At 71.7% G+C, this 18585-nt stretch carries 16 protein-coding genes and 1 tRNA gene; 8 read left to right on the top strand and 9 right to left on the bottom strand.

The window, feature by feature from the left end; genetic code table 11:
• Nucleotides 1–46: 46 nt before the first annotated feature.
• The gene (locus ACFC0B_RS17485; protein WP_376086686.1) at nt 47–2254 is read right to left on the bottom strand and encodes an asparagine synthase-related protein; all 2208 of its coding nucleotides are present in this window, start codon (nt 2252–2254) and stop codon (nt 47–49) included.
• Between the two features lie 721 nt (nt 2255–2975).
• Here ACFC0B_RS17485 and ACFC0B_RS17480 point away from each other — a divergent pair.
• The 6 genes from ACFC0B_RS17480 to ACFC0B_RS17455 all read left to right on the top strand — a co-directional run bounded on the left by ACFC0B_RS17480 (nt 2976) and on the right by ACFC0B_RS17455 (nt 9299).
• Nucleotides 2976–4403, top strand: a complete 1428-nt coding sequence (locus ACFC0B_RS17480; protein ID WP_350547828.1) for an MFS transporter — start codon at nt 2976–2978, stop codon at nt 4401–4403.
• A gap of 118 nt (nt 4404–4521) precedes the next feature.
• Entirely contained in the window at nt 4522–5757 is a 1236-nt protein-coding gene (gene lhgO, locus ACFC0B_RS17475; RefSeq protein ID WP_376086685.1) for an L-2-hydroxyglutarate oxidase, read from the top strand.
• A gap of 82 nt (nt 5758–5839) precedes the next feature.
• Nucleotides 5840–6670 carry a tRNA (guanosine(46)-N7)-methyltransferase TrmB gene (gene trmB / locus ACFC0B_RS17470; protein ID WP_376086684.1) on the top strand — a complete coding sequence of 277 codons (831 nt, stop codon included), beginning with the start codon at nt 5840–5842 and terminating at the stop codon, nt 6668–6670.
• A gap of 125 nt (nt 6671–6795) precedes the next feature.
• On the top strand, nt 6796–8157 hold the full coding sequence (locus ACFC0B_RS17465) for a PrsW family intramembrane metalloprotease (RefSeq protein ID WP_376086683.1): 1362 nt from the start codon (nt 6796–6798) through the stop codon (nt 8155–8157).
• Between the two features lie 121 nt (nt 8158–8278).
• Nucleotides 8279–8352 (top strand) — tRNA-Met (locus tag ACFC0B_RS17460).
• Nucleotides 8353–8543: 191 nt separating this feature from the next.
• Nucleotides 8544–9299, top strand: coding sequence for a hypothetical protein (locus tag ACFC0B_RS17455; RefSeq protein ID WP_376086682.1), 756 nt, complete (start codon nt 8544–8546; stop codon nt 9297–9299).
• A 404-nt stretch (nt 9300–9703) separates the two neighbouring features.
• On the opposite strand, the gene ACFC0B_RS17450 is transcribed toward ACFC0B_RS17455, so the two are convergent.
• The 5 genes from ACFC0B_RS17450 to ACFC0B_RS17430 all read right to left on the bottom strand — a co-directional run bounded on the left by ACFC0B_RS17450 (nt 9704) and on the right by ACFC0B_RS17430 (nt 12010).
• On the bottom strand, nt 9704–10585 hold the full coding sequence (locus ACFC0B_RS17450; RefSeq protein WP_376086681.1) for a phosphotransferase family protein: 882 nt from the start codon (nt 10583–10585) through the stop codon (nt 9704–9706).
• Nucleotides 10586–10653: 68 nt separating this feature from the next.
• Nucleotides 10654–11139 carry a glycine-rich domain-containing protein gene (locus ACFC0B_RS17445; RefSeq protein WP_376086680.1) on the bottom strand — a complete coding sequence of 162 codons (486 nt, stop codon included), beginning with the start codon at nt 11137–11139 and terminating at the stop codon, nt 10654–10656.
• 238 nt (nt 11140–11377) lie between these two features.
• Nucleotides 11378–11614: a hypothetical protein gene (locus ACFC0B_RS17440; RefSeq protein WP_376086679.1), complete on the bottom strand. Its 237-nt coding sequence runs from the start codon at nt 11612–11614 to the stop codon at nt 11378–11380.
• The gene (locus tag ACFC0B_RS17435) at nt 11607–11819 is read right to left on the bottom strand and encodes a hypothetical protein (RefSeq protein ID WP_376086678.1); all 213 of its coding nucleotides are present in this window, start codon (nt 11817–11819) and stop codon (nt 11607–11609) included. The genes ACFC0B_RS17440 and ACFC0B_RS17435 overlap by 8 nt, the downstream gene beginning before the upstream one ends.
• A complete protein-coding gene (locus ACFC0B_RS17430; RefSeq protein WP_376086677.1) occupies nt 11816–12010 on the bottom strand; it encodes a hypothetical protein in 195 nt (64 codons plus the stop codon). Before ACFC0B_RS17430 ends, ACFC0B_RS17435 begins: the two co-directional genes overlap by 4 nt.
• 140 nt (nt 12011–12150) lie before the next feature.
• On the opposite strand from ACFC0B_RS17430, the gene ACFC0B_RS17425 reads away from it, so the two are divergent.
• On the top strand, nt 12151–12894 hold the full coding sequence (locus ACFC0B_RS17425; protein ID WP_376086676.1) for an XRE family transcriptional regulator: 744 nt from the start codon (nt 12151–12153) through the stop codon (nt 12892–12894).
• A gap of 3 nt (nt 12895–12897) precedes the next feature.
• Nucleotides 12898–13368, top strand: coding sequence for an NUDIX domain-containing protein (locus ACFC0B_RS17420; RefSeq protein ID WP_376086675.1), 471 nt, complete (start codon nt 12898–12900; stop codon nt 13366–13368).
• A gap of 1409 nt (nt 13369–14777) precedes the next feature.
• Here ACFC0B_RS17420 and ACFC0B_RS17415 read toward each other — a convergent pair.
• From ACFC0B_RS17415 to ACFC0B_RS17405, 3 genes are all read right to left on the bottom strand, one after another.
• The gene (locus tag ACFC0B_RS17415; protein ID WP_376086674.1) at nt 14778–15431 is read right to left on the bottom strand and encodes a hypothetical protein; all 654 of its coding nucleotides are present in this window, start codon (nt 15429–15431) and stop codon (nt 14778–14780) included.
• 160 nt (nt 15432–15591) lie between these two features.
• Entirely contained in the window at nt 15592–15963 is a 372-nt protein-coding gene (locus tag ACFC0B_RS17410; protein WP_376086673.1) for a hypothetical protein, read from the bottom strand.
• Between the two features lie 738 nt (nt 15964–16701).
• Nucleotides 16702–18471 (bottom strand): recombinase family protein, encoded by a 1770-nt coding sequence (locus ACFC0B_RS17405; RefSeq protein WP_376086672.1) that lies wholly within the window; start codon nt 18469–18471, stop codon nt 16702–16704.
• Nucleotides 18472–18585 lie beyond the last annotated feature (114 nt).

Genomic DNA, 18585 nt, shown 5'->3' with positions numbered 1-18585 from the left:
GCGAGGTTCGGACGCGGGGGCAAGGTCAGGGGGAAGCGGGCAGGGGTCAGGGGAAGCGGGTGGGGGTGAGGGCGGGGCGGGTGGGGTGGGGGAGGCCGGTCCAGCAGGCGCCGTGGCGGCGGGCGCGGATGCGGCGGAGCCAGAGTTCGGTGGCGACCAGGTCGGCGAGGCCGGCGAGGGTGGCGGGTGGGAGGGGCGCGGCCGGGTCGGTGGCGCGGGTGAGGGCGGTGCGGACGGCGGGCAGGTCGATGAGGCCGGCCTCCGCGAGCAGGGGGGCGTCGAAGAGCTCGGCCAGCCCGTCGCCGGCGAGCCGCAGGCCCGCCCGGGCGTGGGCGGCGCGGTCGGGGCGGGGCCCGTGCCCCCAGTCGGGCGGCAGGTCGGTGCGCCCGGTGCCGGCGGCCAGGACGGACCGCAGCAGCGCGTGCCGGGCCCCGGGCTGGAGCCGGACGTCGTCCGGGAGCAGCCGGGCGGCGCGCACCACCTGGTTGTCGAGGAAGGGCGCGTGCAGGCGCTGGCCGGGCTGTTCGGCGGCGTGCACCAGCGTGCGGAACCCGCGTGCGTGCCGGTGGAGGGCGTGCCGGGCCCGGTGCGCGCCCGGGTGCTCGCCGGGCGCCGGTTCGCGCGCCGCCAGGCGGAGCCGCAGCGCGACGGCGGAGAGCGCCTCGTCGGACAGCCAGCGGGCGGCCGGCCCCGGGACCACCCAGGCCAGGTCGTCCGCCGAGCGGGTGCCCGCCGTGCCGCCGCCGTCGGGCGTGCGGCGGAGGGTCAGCTTCACGGCCGTGTCGTCGAGCGCGTCCGCCCACCGGCTCCGGGCCAGCCGGTGGGCGGCGCGCACCACGGTGAGCGGGGTCCGCAGCGCGCCCGCCAGGACGCCGGCGGCCGCCCGGTCGGCACCGGCCAGCGCGGCCACCGGGGAGAGGAGTTCGCGCGCCCGGCCGGCCCGGACCAGGTCGGCCAGCCGGGCCGGGTGCCCGTCCAGGACGTGCCGGGCGCCGTAGCCGGTGAGGTGGTCGGTGCCGCCCGCCTCGAAGCGGGCCCCGGCCCAGGCCGCGGCGACGAGTTCCGGCCCGGGCTCGTCGGTGAGCCGCCCGGCCGTCGGGTCGGTGCGCAGGTCCGCGTACGGGAGGGTGTCCGGGCCGGCGGCGAGCACGGTGTGGCGCAGCCGCGGGACGTCCGGGGCCGGAACCGGAACCGGGACGAACGCACCGGCGGAGGCGGCCGTCTCGCCGGAGGTGACGGCGGCGACCGGTTCGGGGGCGGTCCTCGCCCGGCCGGCGGTCCGGGCCCAGGAGCCCTTCACCGCCCCGGTGCGCACGGCCGCGGTCGGCCCCGCGCCCGGCCCCGCGCCCGGCTCGGACCCGTCGGGCGGCGCCCCCGGCCGGCGCGGCACCGCCGTCCCGCCGGCCGCGAGCGGGACGGCGGCGGCGAGCAGGGCGACGGTGGCGGACGCCGTCCCGTAGGAGAGGTCGACGCCGAGCCGCGCCCGCCCCGGCGCCCCGTCGGGGCTGGTGCGGACCCGGAAGCGCACCGACTCCAGCAGGGCCCGGGTGAGTTCGCCGACCGCCGCCGCCTCGCCGCGCCCGCGCGCCCCGCCGGAGGACGGCTCGTCGTACCCGGAGAGGTACGGCCGCCCGTCGCGCAGGCCGAGCGCGTGCCCGGGCGGCACCCGCTGCACGCCGAGGTAGGGCGTGCCGGTGCCGAGCGCCTCCGGCGCCTCGGGGCAGGCGAGCCGGGCGGCGAGGTGGCCGGTGTCCAGCGGTGCGCCGACCAGGTCGGCGAGCGGCAGGGCCGCGGTGGCGTACGCGGTGCCGCCGCCCCAGGGGGTGTGGAAGACGGGCCGGGCGCCGGCCAGGTCGGTGAGCAGCACCGTGGAGCGGGTGCCGCTGCGCAGCACCGCGGTGTAGCCGCCGGGCCAGGCGGTGAGGTGCCGGACGGCGCCGCCGCGGGCGGCGGCCAGGCCGGCGGCGAGTTCGGCGTCGGTGGCGCCGCAGTGGCCGAGGACGGCGAGCCGGAGGACGGCCGGTCCGGCCTCGACCGGGTCCGGGGCGGCGGGGCCGGTGGTGACGACGGCGGGGGCGCCGGGCCGGAGGGTGACCAGGCGGATCTCCTCGGGCCGCCAGTCGCCGACCGCCCAGAGCGGGTCGGGGCCGCTCCACAGGGGGCGCGCGGCGATCGGGGCGATCGCGCCGGGCGGTTCGTGCCCGGACGTGCCCGGTCGGGGGGTGCCCGTGCACCAGCCCGTCAGCCACCGCATCGCGCCTCCACCGCCCGAGGACCTGCACCGTGCGGCGCGCCCGTCAGCGGGCGGTCCCCCTGGCCGGCCGGTGGCGCGCCGTCAGAAGACATGGTGCCACCGGTTGCCCGTCCGGCGACCGGAGTTGTCGTTTCCGGTACGCGCCCGGGCGGGCGGGTGCGCGCGACGGCACGCGGTGTCGAACACCTGGACGGCCCCCGGGCGGCACTCGCACGCCCGTCCCCGCGGGGCGGGCCGGGCCTCCCCCTCCATGGCCCGGACCGCCCTCCACGGCGCCCTGTCATGGCCATCGCGAAATGGCTGAAAGGCGTCGCTCTGCCCGGGAGGGCATCCGCATGCCCTCCCGGACGTCGCCACCGCCCGCGGGGATGAAGGCGGCGGCATCCCCCGGCCCGCCGGGTCCTCGACGGCGGGCCGACCCACGACCACCAGCGAATCGCCGACCAGCCGGTCGGGCCAGGGGGCACGGCCGGGCGCACATCGACACGGGACCGGAGCACAACGCTCCGGCGCTCCGCCCGGGCACCCCAGGACGGCCGGATCCGGGCGGTCCGGACCAATCCCCCGGACCGCACGCCGCCCGGGCCCGGGCGCGCGATCCCGCCATCCGGAATGCGGCCTCTTAACCGTCGGAACGCGTCCGACTACTCTAGGTACAGCAGCTACGGCCCGGTGCCGCCCGGGCTCCGCGCACAAGGCCGCAGGAGGTGCCGCCGCCACCATGACCGTCAGCCCACGAGGACCGAACGAACGGCTCGGCACGCTCCTGACCCTCGCCCAGATCAGCAACGCGGGGCTGGCCCGCCGCGTCAACGACCTCGGCGCCCAGCGCGGGTTGACGCTCCGCTACGACAAGACCTCGGTGGCCCGCTGGGTCAGCAAGGGCATGGTGCCGCAGGGCCCCGTCCCGCACCTGATCGCCACCGCGATCGGCGGCAAGCTCGGCCGGCCGGTGCCGCTGGAGGAGATCGGCCTCGGCGACACCGACCCGGCGCCCGAACTCGGCCTCGCCTTCCCGCGCGAGGTCCCCGACGCCGTCCGCTCCGCCACCGACCTCTGGCGGGTCGACCTCGACCTGCGGCGCGGCCCCGGCGGCGGGCGCTGGAGCGACAGCCTGGCCGGCACCTTCTCGGTCGCCGCGTACGCGACGCCGGTCTCCCGCTGGCTGATCACCCCCGCCGACGGCTCGGTGGCCCGCGAGGTGCCGCGCTCCCCCGCCGAGGCCGGCTCGTACCGGGTCGGCCACTCGGACGCCGCCAAGCTCCGCGAGGCCGCCCAGGAGGCCCGCCGCTGGGACTCCAAGTACGGGGGCGGGGACTGGCGTTCGTCGATGGTGCCGGAGTGCCTGCGGGTCGAGGCGGCGCCGCTGCTGCTCGCCTCCTACAGCGACGCGGTGGGCCGGGCGCTGTTCGGCGCGACGGCCGAACTCACCCGGCTGGCCGGGTGGATGGCCTTCGACACCGGCCAGCACGAGGCCGCCCAGCGCTACTACATCCAGGCCCTGCGGCTCGCCCGGGCCGCCGCGGACGTCCCGCTCGGCGGCTACGTGCTGGCCTCGATGAGCCTGCAGGCCGGCTACCGGGGCTTCGCCGAGGAGGCCGTGGACCTCGCCCAGGCCGCCCTGGAGCGCAACCGGGGCCTGGCCACCGCCCGGACGATGAGCTTCTTCCACCTGGTCGAGGCCCGCGCCCAGGCCAAGGCCCGGAACGCGGCGGCGTGCGCGACCGCGCTCGGCGCGGCGGAGAGCGCGCTGGAGCGGGCGCGCGCCGGGGATCCCGACCCGGCGTGGATCGACTTCTACGCCTACGACCGGCTCGCGGCCGACGCCGCCGAGTGCTTCCGCGACCTCGGAGTGCCCTCCAAGGTCCGCCAGTTCACCCGCGAGGCGCTGGCCCGGCCCACCGAGGGGTTCGTCCGCTCGCACGGCCTGCGGCTGGTGGTCTCCGCGATGGCCGAGGCCGAGGCGGGAAACCTCGACGCAGCGGTGGCGGCCGGCGAGCGCGCCGTCGACGTGGCCGGGCGGATCTCCTCCCAGCGCAGCCGCGAGTACGTGGTGGAGATGCTCCGCCGGCTGGAGCCCTTCCAGGGCGAGCGCCGCGTCCGCGAGCTGACCGAGCGGGCCCGCGCGGTGATCGTCGCCCCGGCCTGACCGGGGGCGAGGGGCCCGCGGCACTTGCCGCGACGGCCCCCTCGACCGGCCCCCGCCGGCGTGGCAGCATCGCGGTCGGACGGGGGACGGTCGGACGAGGCGAGGCGAGGAGCGAGCCGTGCGGTACGACGTCGACGTGCTGGTGGTGGGGGGCGGGATCGTCGGGCTGGCCACGGCGTACGCGCTGACCGTGGCCCGGCCCGGGCTGCGGCTCACCGTGCTGGAGAAGGAACCCGCCCTGGCCGCCCACCAGACCGGGCGCAACAGCGGGGTCATCCACAGCGGCGTCTACTACCGGCCGGGCTCGCTCAAGGCCCGCTACGCGGTGGCCGGCGCCGCCGAGATGGTGGAGTTCTGCCGCGCCCACGCCATCCCCCACGAGGTCACCGGGAAGCTGATCGTCGCCACCGGGCCCGCCGAGCTGGACCGGCTGCGCACCCTGGCCGAACGCGGCCGGGCCAACGGCATCCCGGTCACCGAGCTGGACCGCGGGGGCATCGCCGGGTACGAACCGCAGGTCACCGGCATCGCCGGGCTGCACATCGGGACCACCGGCATCTGCGACTTCCCCGCCGTGGCCGCCGCCTACGCGCGGCTGGCCCGCGAGGCCGGGGCGGAGATCCGCACCGGGGCCGAGCTGCGGGCGGTCGCCCGGCGGTCCGACGGCGTCACCGTGCAGACCTCGGCGGGCGAGCTGCGCTGCCAGGTGCTGGTGAACTGCGCGGGCCTGCACAGCGACCGGATCGCCCGGCTGGCCGGCGACGACCCCGGGGTGCGGATCGTGCCGTTCCGCGGCGAGTACTACGAACTCGCCAAGGAGCGGCGGGAGTTGGTCCGGGGCCTGGTCTACCCGGTGCCCGACCCGGCGTTCCCCTTCCTGGGCGTCCACCTGACCCGGGGCGTGCACGGGGACGTGCACGTCGGCCCGAACGCGGTGCCGGCGCTGGCCCGCGAGGGCTACGACTGGCGCACCGTGCGGCCGCGCGACCTGGCCGGCACGGTCGCCTTCCCCGGCACCTGGCGGATAGCCCGCCGGCACTGGCGGTACGAGGTGGGCGAGCTGCACCGCTCGCTGTCCAAGCGGGCGTTCACCGCGGCCGTCCAGCGGCTGCTGCCCGCCGTCACGGCGGCCGACCTGGTCCGGGCCGGGGCGGGCGTGCGCGCCCAGGCGGTGGCCCGGGACGGCTCGCTGCTGGACGACTTCGCCTTCGCCGGGTTCGACCCGGACGCCCCGCGCTCCACCCGCCGCCTGGTGCACGTGCTCAACGCGCCCTCCCCGGCGGCGACCGCCTCGCTGCCGATCGGCCGGGAAGTGGCCCGCCGGGCGCTCGCCGCGCTGGCGGCGGGCGGCTGAGGAAGCGGGCCGGGACCGGGGACGTGGGGACCGTCACAGGCCCTGCGGCCCGCGCCCGACGGCCCCGTAGACTCGGGTGATTGTGACTGCCACCGCCCCGATCCCCCAGCCCTCGCCCTCCGCCCGGCTCTCCGCGGCACCCGCCGCGTACCCCGCGCCGATGTACCCGCACAAGGCCACCGAGGCCCAGCACAGCGAGCGGCGCATCCGCAGTTTCCAGCCGCGCCGGGGCCGGATGACCAACGCCCAGGCGGGCGCCCTGGACCGGGGCTGGGAGAAGTACGGCATCGCGATCGACGGCACCCCGCTGGACCTGCCGGCGCTGTTCGACGGCCTGCCGGTCACCCTGGAGATCGGCTTCGGCATGGGCGAGACCACCGCCGCGATGGCCGCCGCCGACCCCACGGCGGGCATCCTGGCCGCCGACGTCCACACCCCCGGCCACGGCAACCTGCTGGGCCTGCTGGAGCGCGACGGCAGCACCAACGTCCGCCCGGCCGCCGGCGACGCCGTGATCCTGCTGCGCGACATGCTGCCCGACGCCTCGCTGGCCGGCCTGCGGGTCTACTTCGCCGACCCGTGGCCCAAGCCCAAGCACCACAAGCGCCGGCTGGTCCAGCCGTCGTTCCTGGAGCTGGTCCTCCCCCGGCTGGCGCCCGGCGCGCTGGTGCACTGCGCCACCGACTGGGAGCCCTACGCCGAGCAGATGCTCGCCGTGCTGTCGGCCTCGCCCGAGCTGGAGAACCTGCACCCCGAGGGCGACGGCACCGGCTGGCTGGAGCCGGCGGACCACCCGGACGGCTCCGTCCCCGGCTACGCGCCGCGGCCCGACTGGCGCCCGCTGACCAAGTTCGAACGGGCCGGCCTCGCCAAGGGCCACGTGGTGCACGACCTGCTGTTCCGCCGCCGCTGAGACCCCGCCGGGTGTTCGACCCGGCGGGCCGCGCAGGCCCCGGCGGCCACCGTCCGGCGGGGCCCGGCGGGGTGTCCGCCCCGACTCCCCCCGGCCGCCGGGCGCGGTGGCCTACCCTGTGCCGGGTGAGCACCCCGTCCGGCGGTGGGTACCACATCACCGTGCGGGCCGCCGACGACCGAGAGATGCCCACGCCCACCGCCGGCACCCGGACCATCCCGGGGCCCCGGAGGCGCCGGGCCCACCGGCTCGTGCCCGCCGTCCTCGCCCCCGCCCTCACGCCCGTTCCCGGGACCGGCCGGGGGGACGCGTCCACCGCCCCGGCCGCCCCTCCCGCCGCCCCTCCCCTCGGCACCCGCGCCGCGCGCTCGCTCCGCTCGGTGGCGCTCCCCTCCGTGACCGCGACGGTCGTCCTGGCCCTGGCCGGCTGCGGCGTGCTGATCCTCCACCTGGTCCGCCGCCAGACCGGCACCGCCGGACTGCTGGTCGGCCTCGGGCTGGCGATGGTCCCGCTGCCCTTCGTGCTCGGCGGACTCGCCTGGCTCAACCAGACCGCCCGGGTGCCGCTGCGGTACACCGTCTTCTGCCTCGGCTGGGGCACCTGCGCCGCCACCACCGTGGCGATCCTCGCCAACGGCTGGGCCAACAGCTTTCTCACCGCCCACCGGGGCAGCCTCGGCGAGGCACTGGGCGCCGACCTGGTCACCCCGGTGATCGAGGAGAGCGCGAAGGGCGCCGCCCTGCTCGTCCTGCTGCTGCCGCTCGGCCGGCGGCTGCGCTGCGCCGCCCGGCGCGACGGCCGCCCCGGCCCGGGCGTGCCGTGGCGCTCCCCCGGCCACCGGCAGCCGCGCGGGTACGAGCGCCGCCCCGCCCTGCCGCACGCACGCGGCCGACTGCGACTGCGCCCCTACCTGCGCCCGATGCCACACCCGCGCCCCGGGCCGCCCCCGGGCGCCGGCGCACGCGCGGCGCACACCGACCACCGGCACGCCCGGTCCCGGCCGCGCGTCCTGGCCGCCGGGGTGGTGCTCGGCGGGATCACCGCCTGCGGCTTCGCCTTCACCGAGAACGCGCTCTACCTCGGGCGGGCGTTCACCGACGACCAGCAGCAGCGGCTGGACAGCATCGGCCTCGGCGAGCCGCCGAGCCTGCGGGACTTCGACAGCACCGTGCAGACCTTCGTCCTGCGCGGCCTGCTCTCCCCGTTCGCCCACCCGCTGTTCACCGCGCTGACCGGGCTGGGCCTGGCGCTGGCCCTCACCACCGGGCGCCGCTGGCTGGCCCGGCTGGCGGCACCGGCCGGGCTCGTCCTGGCGATGGCCCTGCACGGCACCTGGAACGCCGCGGCCGACCTCGGCACACACGGCTTCCTGCTGGTCTACGCGGTGCTGATGGTGCCGTGCTTCGCGGCGCTGGTCTGCTTCGCCGCCTGGGCCCGGACGCGGGCCGGACGGCACCGCGTGCGCGGGCCGTCGCCCGGGCGGTGACGCGAGGGCGGTCGGCCGGGAGCGCCGGCGGGTGCCGCCCGGGTGCCGCCCGGGTGCCGGGGGACGGATGTGGAACCGATTTCCCATTCGGGCGGCTTCCCCGTATGGTGGTGTTCACCGACGCGGGGTGGAGCAGCTCGGTAGCTCGCTGGGCTCATAACCCAGAGGTCGCAGGTTCAAATCCTGTCCCCGCTACTCAGTAGCCGAAGGCCCGGAGGATTCGTCCTCCGGGCCTTCGTCATGCCCGGCGGCGTCGGGGCGGCACGGCCCGCCACGAAGCTGTAACGGCACGGCGGGTCAAGATCGATCGAATGGTCTTTCGATCATACTGAGGGGCAACGTCACCCGTTCGGACGCGCACCGTCGCGCCGGGTTAGGAACCACTCATGCTGTCGAAGCGCCTTGCCGGCACTGCCGCGATCTGTCTGCTGCTCGCGGCCGGAGCGACCGCCTGCGGCGACGACAAGGTCTCCGCCGCGAAGCTGGACACCGCCAAGCTCAGCGCCGAGGAGATCCAGAAGAAGGCCAAGGACGCCCTGGCCGGCGCCACCTCGGTCAAGGTCGTGGGCGCCATCAGCAGCGCCGACCAGAACATGACCCTCGACCTGGCGGTCGACACCCAGGGGCAGTGCAAGGGCTCCGTCACCATGCCCGGCGTGGGCAAGTTCGAGCTGCTGGGCGACGGCAAGCAGGTCTACCTGAAGCCCGACAGCGAGTTCATCAGCAACGTCGCCGGCGGCGGCGCGGACGGCGCCCAGGCCGCCGAGCTCCTCAAGGGCCGCTACATCTCGGGCGTCAAGGACGACCCCGACATGAGCGAGCTCACCACCGCCTGCAACCTCAAGGACCTCACCAAGAGCTTCCTGGAGGACGGCAAGTCCACCGACCTCACCAAGGGTTCGGCCGGCACCGTCAACGGCACGAAGACCTTCAGCATCAAGTCGAAGAACAGCGGCGGCGACGAGATCGTCGTGCACGTCGCCACCGAGGGCACGCCGTACCCGCTGCGGATCGAGAAGAGCGGCCAGGGCGGCGGCAAGGCGGACTTCACCGACATCAACAAGCCGCTGACCGTGCAGTCCCCGCCGGCCGACCAGGTGATCGACTTCGCGAAGCTCAAGTCCCAGGTGAAGCCCGCCTGATCCGGCGGCCGGAGGAGCCCCGGACAAATGCGTTGCCCTCCTCGCGGTGGCCTGCCTATCGTGGCAGCACACTGAAGGGAGGTGATCCTGAATTGAGTACTAACGCAACTGCGCACGTGAGCGCGTTCGACTCTCTCGGGCGCGCCTCCGTGGAGCGTACGGCCTGAGTCGTAGCTCTGCGGACGATTCGCGCAGAAGTTGTCGTGCCCCCGGGACACCCTCAAGTCGAGGCCCCGGGGGTTCGGCATGTCTGGGGCCAGAAGGGCCCCGGCCGCCCGTCACGGGAATGAGTCCGAACGGCCGGAGCCGGACCCGCTGCGCTCGGCGTGCCTTCCCCGGCAGCGGGAGTCAGGGGCCCGGCCACCCCAAGGGGGGCGTGAGGCAGCCGGGCCGGTCTTGGACGGCTACCTGAGCCGGTGGCGGAGCCAGGTCAGCCCGTGGGCGCTGAGCCCGTCCCACGGCGCACCCGGCGTCTCGGCGGCGCGCAGGGTCCACAGGCCTGTCAGGATCGCGCCGAAGGCCGTGACGGACCACGGGGAGGCTTCCCGCCACATGGCCACGCTATCGGCCCACCGTTCGGCTTCCTCGGGCGTGTGCCCGGCCTCGATCAGCCGGATGACCATGTACGCCGTGTCGGCCCAAGGCGCGCCGGGGGCGGGGAATGCCCAGTCGATGACGCGTACGGTGTCGCCGTCCACCAGGAGGTTGGGGCCGGTCAGATCGGTGTGGACCAGGGTCTTGCCGTCGATCAGGTCGGGCGCTTCCCGCTCCGCCAGGATCAGCGTGTCCAGCCGTTCCATGATCCACGGGTCGAGCCGGTCACGGTGCTGGTCGCCGATCTTGTGCCAGAAGTCCTGACCGGACCACCGGTCGGCCAAGCTGAAGGCCCGCAGGGGTGGGGCCGGGGTCAGCGTCTCGGCGAGCGCTTCCAGCGTCCGGCTGATCAGCAGCAGATCGGCGGAGCCGGGCGAGAGGTCGGCATGCCTGCCGGGGGCATGCTCGAACCCGAGGGCCAGCCACCCGGCGGCCTCAATCTTCCAGAGCATCCGGGGGGCGATGCTCTCCGGGAGCACGGTGTTCACGACCGACTCAAGGCGGTGCATCCACGCCTTGGCGTTGTCCTCGCGGACGGCCTTGCAGAACACCTGCCCGCCGGTCGTCTCCAGGGTGGCGGCGAAGTCGGAGACGGTCCCGGCCGTGGGCGACACAGCGCCGTCTACCACCCCCGTCCGGCCCTCGATGCTCGCGCGCAACTCGTCCGGCAAGTCGTTCCAGGCGTAACCCATCGTGGGCCCTTCGGGTTCGGGCCCGCCCCGCTCCGAAGAACAGAGGGGGCGGGCCAGGTGATCAGTTGCTAGCTGCTGTGGCAACCACGGTGGCACTGCGAGCAGTTGCCGCTCCCGCTGGTGTCGCTGCCGTCGCCGCCGCTGCCCTCCGAGCAGTCGGCGGACATGCTCCACAGCTCGGCGTCCACGGCGTACCCGCTGGCCTCGATGATGGCCACCGTGGCGGCGATGCTCACGCCCTTGGTGGACTCGTCCGGGCCATCGGTCGGCACGTGGTGGAGGAACCGCCCGGCCACCGAGCGGCAGAACTTCGCGTAGTCCCGGGTGTGCAGGATGAACGTGTGCCATCCGACGTCCACCAGGCCCGAGGGGGACAGCCCGGCGTCGGGGTTGACGGCGCACGCCCCGAGGAAGGCGAGCGCCTGGTCCATGACGCGCTCGGCGAGCGCCTGGTCCATGTCCTCGTCCTTGACGATCCGGGCGACCAATCGCCCGAACAGCGCCGGGTCCACCAGGCTCCGGCCAATGATCCGTTCCGTGCTGATCGAGGTCACTGCGGACTCTCCTAGCTCTGGTTCGGACCCAACCCGCTTGTGCGGGAGGGGATTTCGCTACCCGCATCCGGCAGCCGGCGAATCCGTTCGGGTCGCCTGCTGCGGGCGGGGGTCTGTGCGGCCCAAGAGGGCCGGTTCTGCTGCCACCAGGGCACCGGGGCGGGTAGGCGGTCGCGCGCCCGGCGCTGACCGGCCCACAGGCCGCCGATACCGAAGACCGGAGGCGCGTAGGGGTCCATCAGCGGCGGGGGTGGTTGGCCTCGCGGACACGGGCCAGCAGCACCGCCCGGCGCTGCCGCTCCTCGGCCGTCAGGGGCACCTCGGCGTGCTCCTCCGGGGTGAGGATCGGTCGGGGCTCGGCGGGGCGTTCCGGGGGCCAGCGATGGGCCCTCAGCCACCCGAACGGGTCCACGGGCTCCACGTCGTCGGCGGGGTCGTCAGGGACCGTCTGCGGGTCGTCCTGGCGGTCAGCCACGGGCACCCCCCGGAGCCAGACATTCCCCCGACTCAGCGTGTCGGCGACGGAGGATCTTCACGTCCGTCCGAAGCGAGTAGTTCAACCCCTCCGGGTCCTGAATCGCCTGCTGCGCCATGGCGTCGTACCAAAGGCAGGTGGGGCACGCGTCGGCGTCCTCGGGCCGTTCCTCGGGCACGCGCCGGGCGATCTCGTACAGCGTCACGCGGCCCCCTTGTCGGGGCAGTGGTCCGCGCCGCAGGTGCAAGCGGGCCACTCGTGCGGGATGCCCTGGCCGACCACCCTGGCCGAAAGCTCGGCGTCGTAGTCGCTGAGGGCGTCGGTACCAGCCGCCCGCCCTCGACGCTCAGCCTTGTAGGCGGTGAACGTCTGGGGGTCTCGCCTTTCCACGGTCATGGGCCTCCTCCCGCCACGTTGGCACCAAGATCTGGCAACGACCCGGGACGGTGAAACCTCACGCAAAGGACACTTCAGAACGTCCCTCGCACGGTAGAACGTCCCTAGAAGAGTCCGGGCTGTGCGGGGAGACAGGCGAGATGCCGAACGAGAGACTGAAAGCCGTGATGGCGTCAGGCGGTTGGACGTGCGCCGCCCTGGCAGAGAAGGCCGGCGTGGACACCAAGTCGGTTGAGCGGTGGGCCAATCAGAGCCGGACGCCCAGGTTAGGAACAGCCCGTCTGGCTGCCGAAGCGCTGGGAGAAGACATGTTCGCCTTGTGGCCAAGTCTGCGGCAGCCACGCGCCGCCAGGGCGATAAGCCCCGAACTGGTGGCGCTCTACGAGCAACGTGCAGACCTCCCGGTGTCGGTGTTCGTGGACCTGATGACGAAGGCGACGGAGCGCATTGACGTCCTGGTCTACGCCGCCGTGTTCCTTCACGAGGCGTACCCCCGCCTTAACGATCTACTTCGGGAGCGCGCCGCCGAAGGTTGTGCAATCCGGATCACGCTTGGCGACCCTGACAGCGAAAACGTCAGACAGCGCGGGGAAGAAGAGCAGTTCGGCCACGGCATCGAGTCCCGGTGCAGGCTCGCTCTCATGCACTACCGGCCGTTGGTCGGCACGCCAGGGATCGAGATCCGAACCCATGGAACCACGCTCTACAACAGCCTCTACCGGGCAGATGACCAGATGCTGGTGAACGCGCACGTGTGGGGGGTCAATGCCTTCGGGGCCCCGGTTTGGCACCTGCGACAGACCGGCGCAGGCACGCTGTTCGACACCTATGCTGCGAGTTTCGACGCAGTGTGGAATGCCGCCCTACCGGTTGAGGAGAGCTGACCCGTGGCCCGCACCGAGTTCTACGACGATCCCAACGCGCCCAAGCCAAACCGGCTGGTGGTGGCAGCGTCTGCAGTGGTGACCGACGACGAAGGGCGCATCCTGCTTCAACGACGCACCGACAACGGCCTGTACGCGCTTCCGGGCGGCACGATGGATCTCGGCGAGTCGCTCCCGGGGACTGCCATTCGGGAGGTTCGCGAGGAGACCGGCCTTGACGTAGAGATCACTGGGCTTGTCGGCACGTACACCGATCCCCGACACATGATCGCCTACTCGGACGGCGAGGTGCGGCAACAGTTCAACGTCTGTTTCACCGCTCGCATTACCGGTGGGCAACTCCGGATGTCCAATGAGTCGACCGATCTCCAGTTCGTAGCTCCGGACGACATTGAAGACCTGCCCATGCACCACACCCAGCAGCTCCGGCTTCGACACTTCCTTGAGCACCGGGCAACTCCGTATCTGGGCTAGGGGGCACAAACGACGGAAGGCCCCCGCCCGGCCCTCGATGGGCCAGACGGGGGCGTGGAACCGCTCAGCGGTCCTTGTAGGGCTTCCGGTGCCAGACTCCACGGGCGTCCTGCCACAGACCGGCTGTGGCCGGAGGCAGGCATCTGCGGGCACCGTACGGGCCGGAGCGGTGGGCATCACCGGCGCGGGTGCTGGCGAAGGTCTCACAGCAGGCAGGGCAATGCTGTGCGCGCAGGCCGGGCCATTCCCGGCCGCATGGCGGGTGGATGATCTTCAAGAACACCTCTCGTCGGTTTCGAAACGGGAATCTGAGCGCTCTAAACAGGAGGGCTGGCCCCGTCTGTCCGACCCCCACCTGAAAAGCCGCACACCGTCCGCTGTGGCATTGATTAGAAGGTGTTTTGGCGATCGGCCACCCTCGCGTGTGCGCGCCCACGTGCACCCGCATGTGCATCCGCGCGTGGGCCCGCCGCCTCCGCATAGCAAAACGGGGGTGGGCCCAGTCAACTCTTGGGTGCGGAGGGTTGACGTGAAAGTCCCAGACCCGTACAGAGGTCGATTCCTGCTAAGGCACAGCGGTACAGAGATAGGGGGAGGGGGTCACCCCCCAGGGTCGGCGGCCGGCTGATGCTATGCGGCAGCGAGCATGTTCTTTCGGCGCAGGCGGTAAGCCTTTGCCTTGTGGGCATCAGAGCAGAAGGAACGAGCCCTTCCCATTCCAGTCCAGCCAGCTTCATTGGAGCAGTCGGGAAGCTGACAGATGGCGGACCAGCGCGCGTCTTCCGCCTCGTCTTTCTGCCCTGCCCTAAACTCAATGCAGTCAGCGCAGAAGACGCCGTGCTGGTTTCTGAACTCAGGATGACTCTGTCCGCAGCGCGAGCAGGGTCCCCGCTCCTCGTGCTTGTTTGGCTGCGCAGCGCGGTAGTCGGCTTGCCTGCACGCGCTGTTGCAATATCGCTTGTTACTCCTGCCGTTAAGAGACTTCTCGCACCAGTTGCAGGCGTGTCCGATGGTCAGCACTTCGAGCGCTCCACTTTATAACGGTCATCGACATCTCTCCTTTTCAGTTCCGATGTTCAGTTATGAGAAAAAGGGGACCCGATCAACCGACCGAGCCCCCCGGCAACTACCTCAGCGCCGAGCGCTCCCCAGTTCGAAATGCGCTGGCTCTACACACCTTTTGTCGTAGCAGGTTCGCCTCAGCTCGTCGGCAGCAGTTAGCGGCCGAAAGAGGACACGGTAAATTGCCCGGTGTGCCAGCTCCCGCCTTGTGTGTCCGTGCGCCTGGTACTGGACGGTGGCCCGGCCCTTACGGTCGAGCTTTTCCGAAATCAGGCATCCGGTGGCCTGATTACGGCTGACGCGATTCAGCGCCCGCAGAGCAATTTCCCGGTCGGTAGGATTTTGAGTCACTGGTTCCACGGTTCCATATCGTTAACGGGAGAGGACGGGCCGGCCGCCGGGTCGAATTCGGCATCTGGATCTGCGTTCGGATCGAGGCGGCCGGGAAGGGCCCCGTATGTGTTGCCGTTGAATTCCAGTCGATCGGTAAGAATTCGATCCAGCGCGATTCGGTCGGCGTGCCAGTTGATTCCCCCGCGCGGCGCCATGTACCGCCACTGCTGCTCATTCCCGTTCCACGGATTGCCCAGGTCCGCGTCAAGATCCTCCACGGTGTCCGCCAGGGTAACCAATTCGTCCATGAGACAAGCCAGTTGAGTTGCTGCAACCACGGCGGCAGCGCGCTTGTCCTCAGCCAGGCCGGTCACCTCCGCCCGCCACTCAGCGCGCACGGAGATAGCCGCATTGCGGACCGCCGAAGCGGCCTCTGCGGCAAGCTCATAAGCCGCCATCTGGACCCGCTGAGCGTCCGCAAGGCGTGTCTCCAGCGGGCCCCGGTTGGTCGGCTTGGGCAGCGGCTTCCCCTGCGCGAGGGCCACCTTGACGGCAAGCTGATCCCGCCCCTCTGCCTTTGCAAGGTCAGCCTCGGCGAAGGACACGGCGTCGTCGGCGTCCGCGCGCTTGCGCAGCATTTCCTCAAAGTGGTCAAGGGCGTGCTTCACGCTTTCCGGCGTGCACGTGTATGTGTAGCGCGGAACCTCCCGGGACGCCTGGTCGTACAGTGAATTGAGGCGAGTGGATCGGGCATTGCGAGAAATATGCGACATTAAACGTGGTCCTTGTCGGTAGAAATTGAGAGTGAAGCGGCTTAGCGGCGCCGTTCTAGCCTGCCATTCGCCGCTGAAGAATCAGAGCGGCTAGCTTTACAGGGTCGATTTCCCTATTTCCGGAGTCATGCTCGACAGCGCCGCCACCCTTAACAAGTGGCGTAGGCATGTTCTGAAGGGGTGAACGGAAGTGCTCAGCGAGGTTCCGGGCATCCGCCGTAATCTCTTCGGCGTTCGATCCTGCGAGACGGTCGCGCAGTGCCTCGGGGATGGAGAACTTTGCGCCGATCTGCTGGCGCAGTGCGGAAGGGTCGGCGGCCGGCTGTGGTAGCTCATTGCCTCGCTTCCGCGCGTCGGCGGCAGCCTCCGCCTCGACTTCGGCTCTGGCGTTGTTGATGTGCTTGGCGATTTGGGCTCGTCGGTCCATTGATCGACTCCTAGTCGGATCTGGAACAAAAAATGGCCCCGCATCACGGGCGCTGCACATCCATCGGTCTCCGACCTGACCGTTGGGAAAGCAGCACCCGTAACACGGGGCCTGCCGACAAGAGAGGCTTCTCTGTCGGCGGGTCCGGCAAGAAGGCTAGGCCCTCTGCCGGAGTTCGATATTAAGTTGATCAATTGTTGGGGCGCGTCGGTACGATCCCGGGCCGTCGGTTCGCTGGTCTGATATCCAGCGCCTGTCCGGCCTGTGTTGCAAGGGGTGCCTCACTGGGATCTACCGGGGACGGTTAAGACGCGACCCGGCAGTGAGATCTATGGGGGGCGGTAAGGGCCGTCTCTCCACAGAGATCTACGGCGGCCGGTTAACCCTGCCCCCGCAGGCTCTACGCGGAGCGGCTAACAGATCCGCTTTCCTTCCGCCGTCGTTGACTCGGAGCGGTTAACAAGAAGACCCCGGGACGACCTGCCAGCGCTACCGGCCCCCGGTGGCTGTCACGAATCTCCATGGAGGCGTTACGGTGTCCGTATTTCACCTACAGGGCACGGGTAGAGGGCTATATGTAGTTCTAACTAGGTAACAAACCCTAAGAGATTCGTGACAAACACAGCTTGAGCTGGGACTATGCGCCGCTGCGCGGCTTGTCGAAACTGCATAGGGGGCCTGAACAAGAAAGAACCCCGCCCGGCCAAATGCGGCCGAACGGGGCTCCCTGCGGTGAGGCTATTGGGTCACTGGAACGTCTTCCGTGGCGCTCTCAGCAAAGGAGGCAAGTTCCTCGCCTTCCAGGGTGGGAAGCTTCACCCACTCTGCGGTTACGCGCTTCGCCGGGTTCGCGCCGCGCCCTCGCTTCTCGGACTTGGCCACTTGGAAGGAGGTGACGAAGAAGCTCAGGAACTCCCGCTTCTCCACCACGTCCCACGCTGCCCAGACGCTCCCCTCGCCGATCGGGTCCGCGTCGCCGTCCAGGCCGGTCCAGGACGATGGGATGGTGATCGCCTTGGTGGTCTCCGCGTCGATCTCTGCCAGCCTCTTCTTGCACCCCTCCTCATGAGCCCGGTACTTGGCGAGAGTGTCCTTGAACGCCTGCCGACCGATGGCCCCGTCGTACAGCCCCTCGGATCGGTCGGCGTAGAGCTGCGTCATGGAGTCCTGGACGTGTTCGAGCTGCGCAGCAGTCTCGGCCCGCTCCTCCTCAAGGCCGGTCACGTCGCGCTGGCGGGCGAATCGGATCGCAGCGGCAGTCAGCCATTCCCGGTCCTCCTCGTCCTCGATGTTGGCGTTCTGGAGCCGGGCCCAAACCAGGCGGGCCGCCGTGTCGTCGGCGACTTCCGCCCGGATGGTGAGGCCGTGGGAGTTCAGGCGGTTCGTCGGCCGAGGGCACGTGTACCGGGTCTGGCCGTCCTCGTAGATCATGTTCGCGTTGCAGATGCCGCACCGGAGGACGCCCCAACCGCCCAGCAGCGTCCGATCATTCTTCGGGTTTCGGGGCCGGATGCTCGCGCGGGAACGGCCCTTGAGTACGTCTTGGAGCTGGTACCACTGGATCGGCTCCATGAGCCCCTTGTGAACTGCCATGGGAGCGCCGGTCTTGTCCCTCATGACCTCCCGGCGGCGACGCTTGCCGTCAGCGTCCGTGACCCACTCAGCAGCGAAGCCAGCGAGGGCCGGGTGCCGCAGCAAGGTGTTCAGGGTCCCCACGTCCCAGAGGGGCGGGCAGTCGGGGTCAGCGGGCGTGATGTTGCTGCGTGACCGGCCGGACCGCTTGCGACCGGCGGCCAGCGCCAGCGCTCCGGGGGACGGCTCACCCTTCTCGTTGAGGCTCTGCACGATGCCCGACACCGTTTCGCCGTCCATGACGCGATCGACGATCTTGAGGACGGTCGGGGCCGTCTCAGGGTCCGGGACCAGTTGGGAGCGGACCAGCTTCCCTTCCTTGACCCGCTCGGTCTTCATGCCGAACGGCGGACGGCCGGACACGTGGCCACCAATGGCCTTCAACTCGGCCTTGGCCTCGGAAATGTGCGCAGACTTCAACTCCGATTCCTGCTGAGCCAGCGCAGCGATGAGGGCGAACACGGCCACCCCGATGGGGTGCGTGGTGTCAAGGAACGGCTCCTCGACGGAGACCAGGCGCACGCCGTGCTGCATGAACACGTCGTTGATGCGCATGGCCTCCATAGCGCCCTGGCGGGTCAGCCGGGCCAGCGAGAAGACGACCACCACGTCTACTTCGCCCGCGCGCACCGCCGCCATCATGGCGTCGAACCCGGCCCGTTCGGTGTCGGGGTCCCATCCGGACTTGCCGATGTCCTGGAAGACACGACCGACCTTCCAGCCCTTGCCCTCGGCAAGGGCTGTGCCCCTGCCGATCTGGGATTCGGTGGAGGTCTCCGACTCATCGACGCGCCGCTTCGACTGGCGGGCGTAGATCACTGCGCGAACGGATTCGAGTTCTGTCTGCCGGATGTTCCGGCTCACGTACGGGGTCATAGTGCGCATCATGTTATGAACTTGAGTTCCATCAGGATGCGTGAGGTGGCTGCTCGCTAGAGCCGCCCCTGCCTGCGCAGGGTGGGGCCCCAGGCCCCCGGCAGGCGAAATTCC

The organism is Kitasatospora sp. NPDC056184, from assembly GCF_042268405.1.
Classification (GTDB): domain Bacteria; phylum Actinomycetota; class Actinomycetes; order Streptomycetales; family Streptomycetaceae; genus Kitasatospora.
Note: the sequence above shows the minus strand (reverse complement) of the source record. Positions and strands in the feature narration are given on the sequence as shown.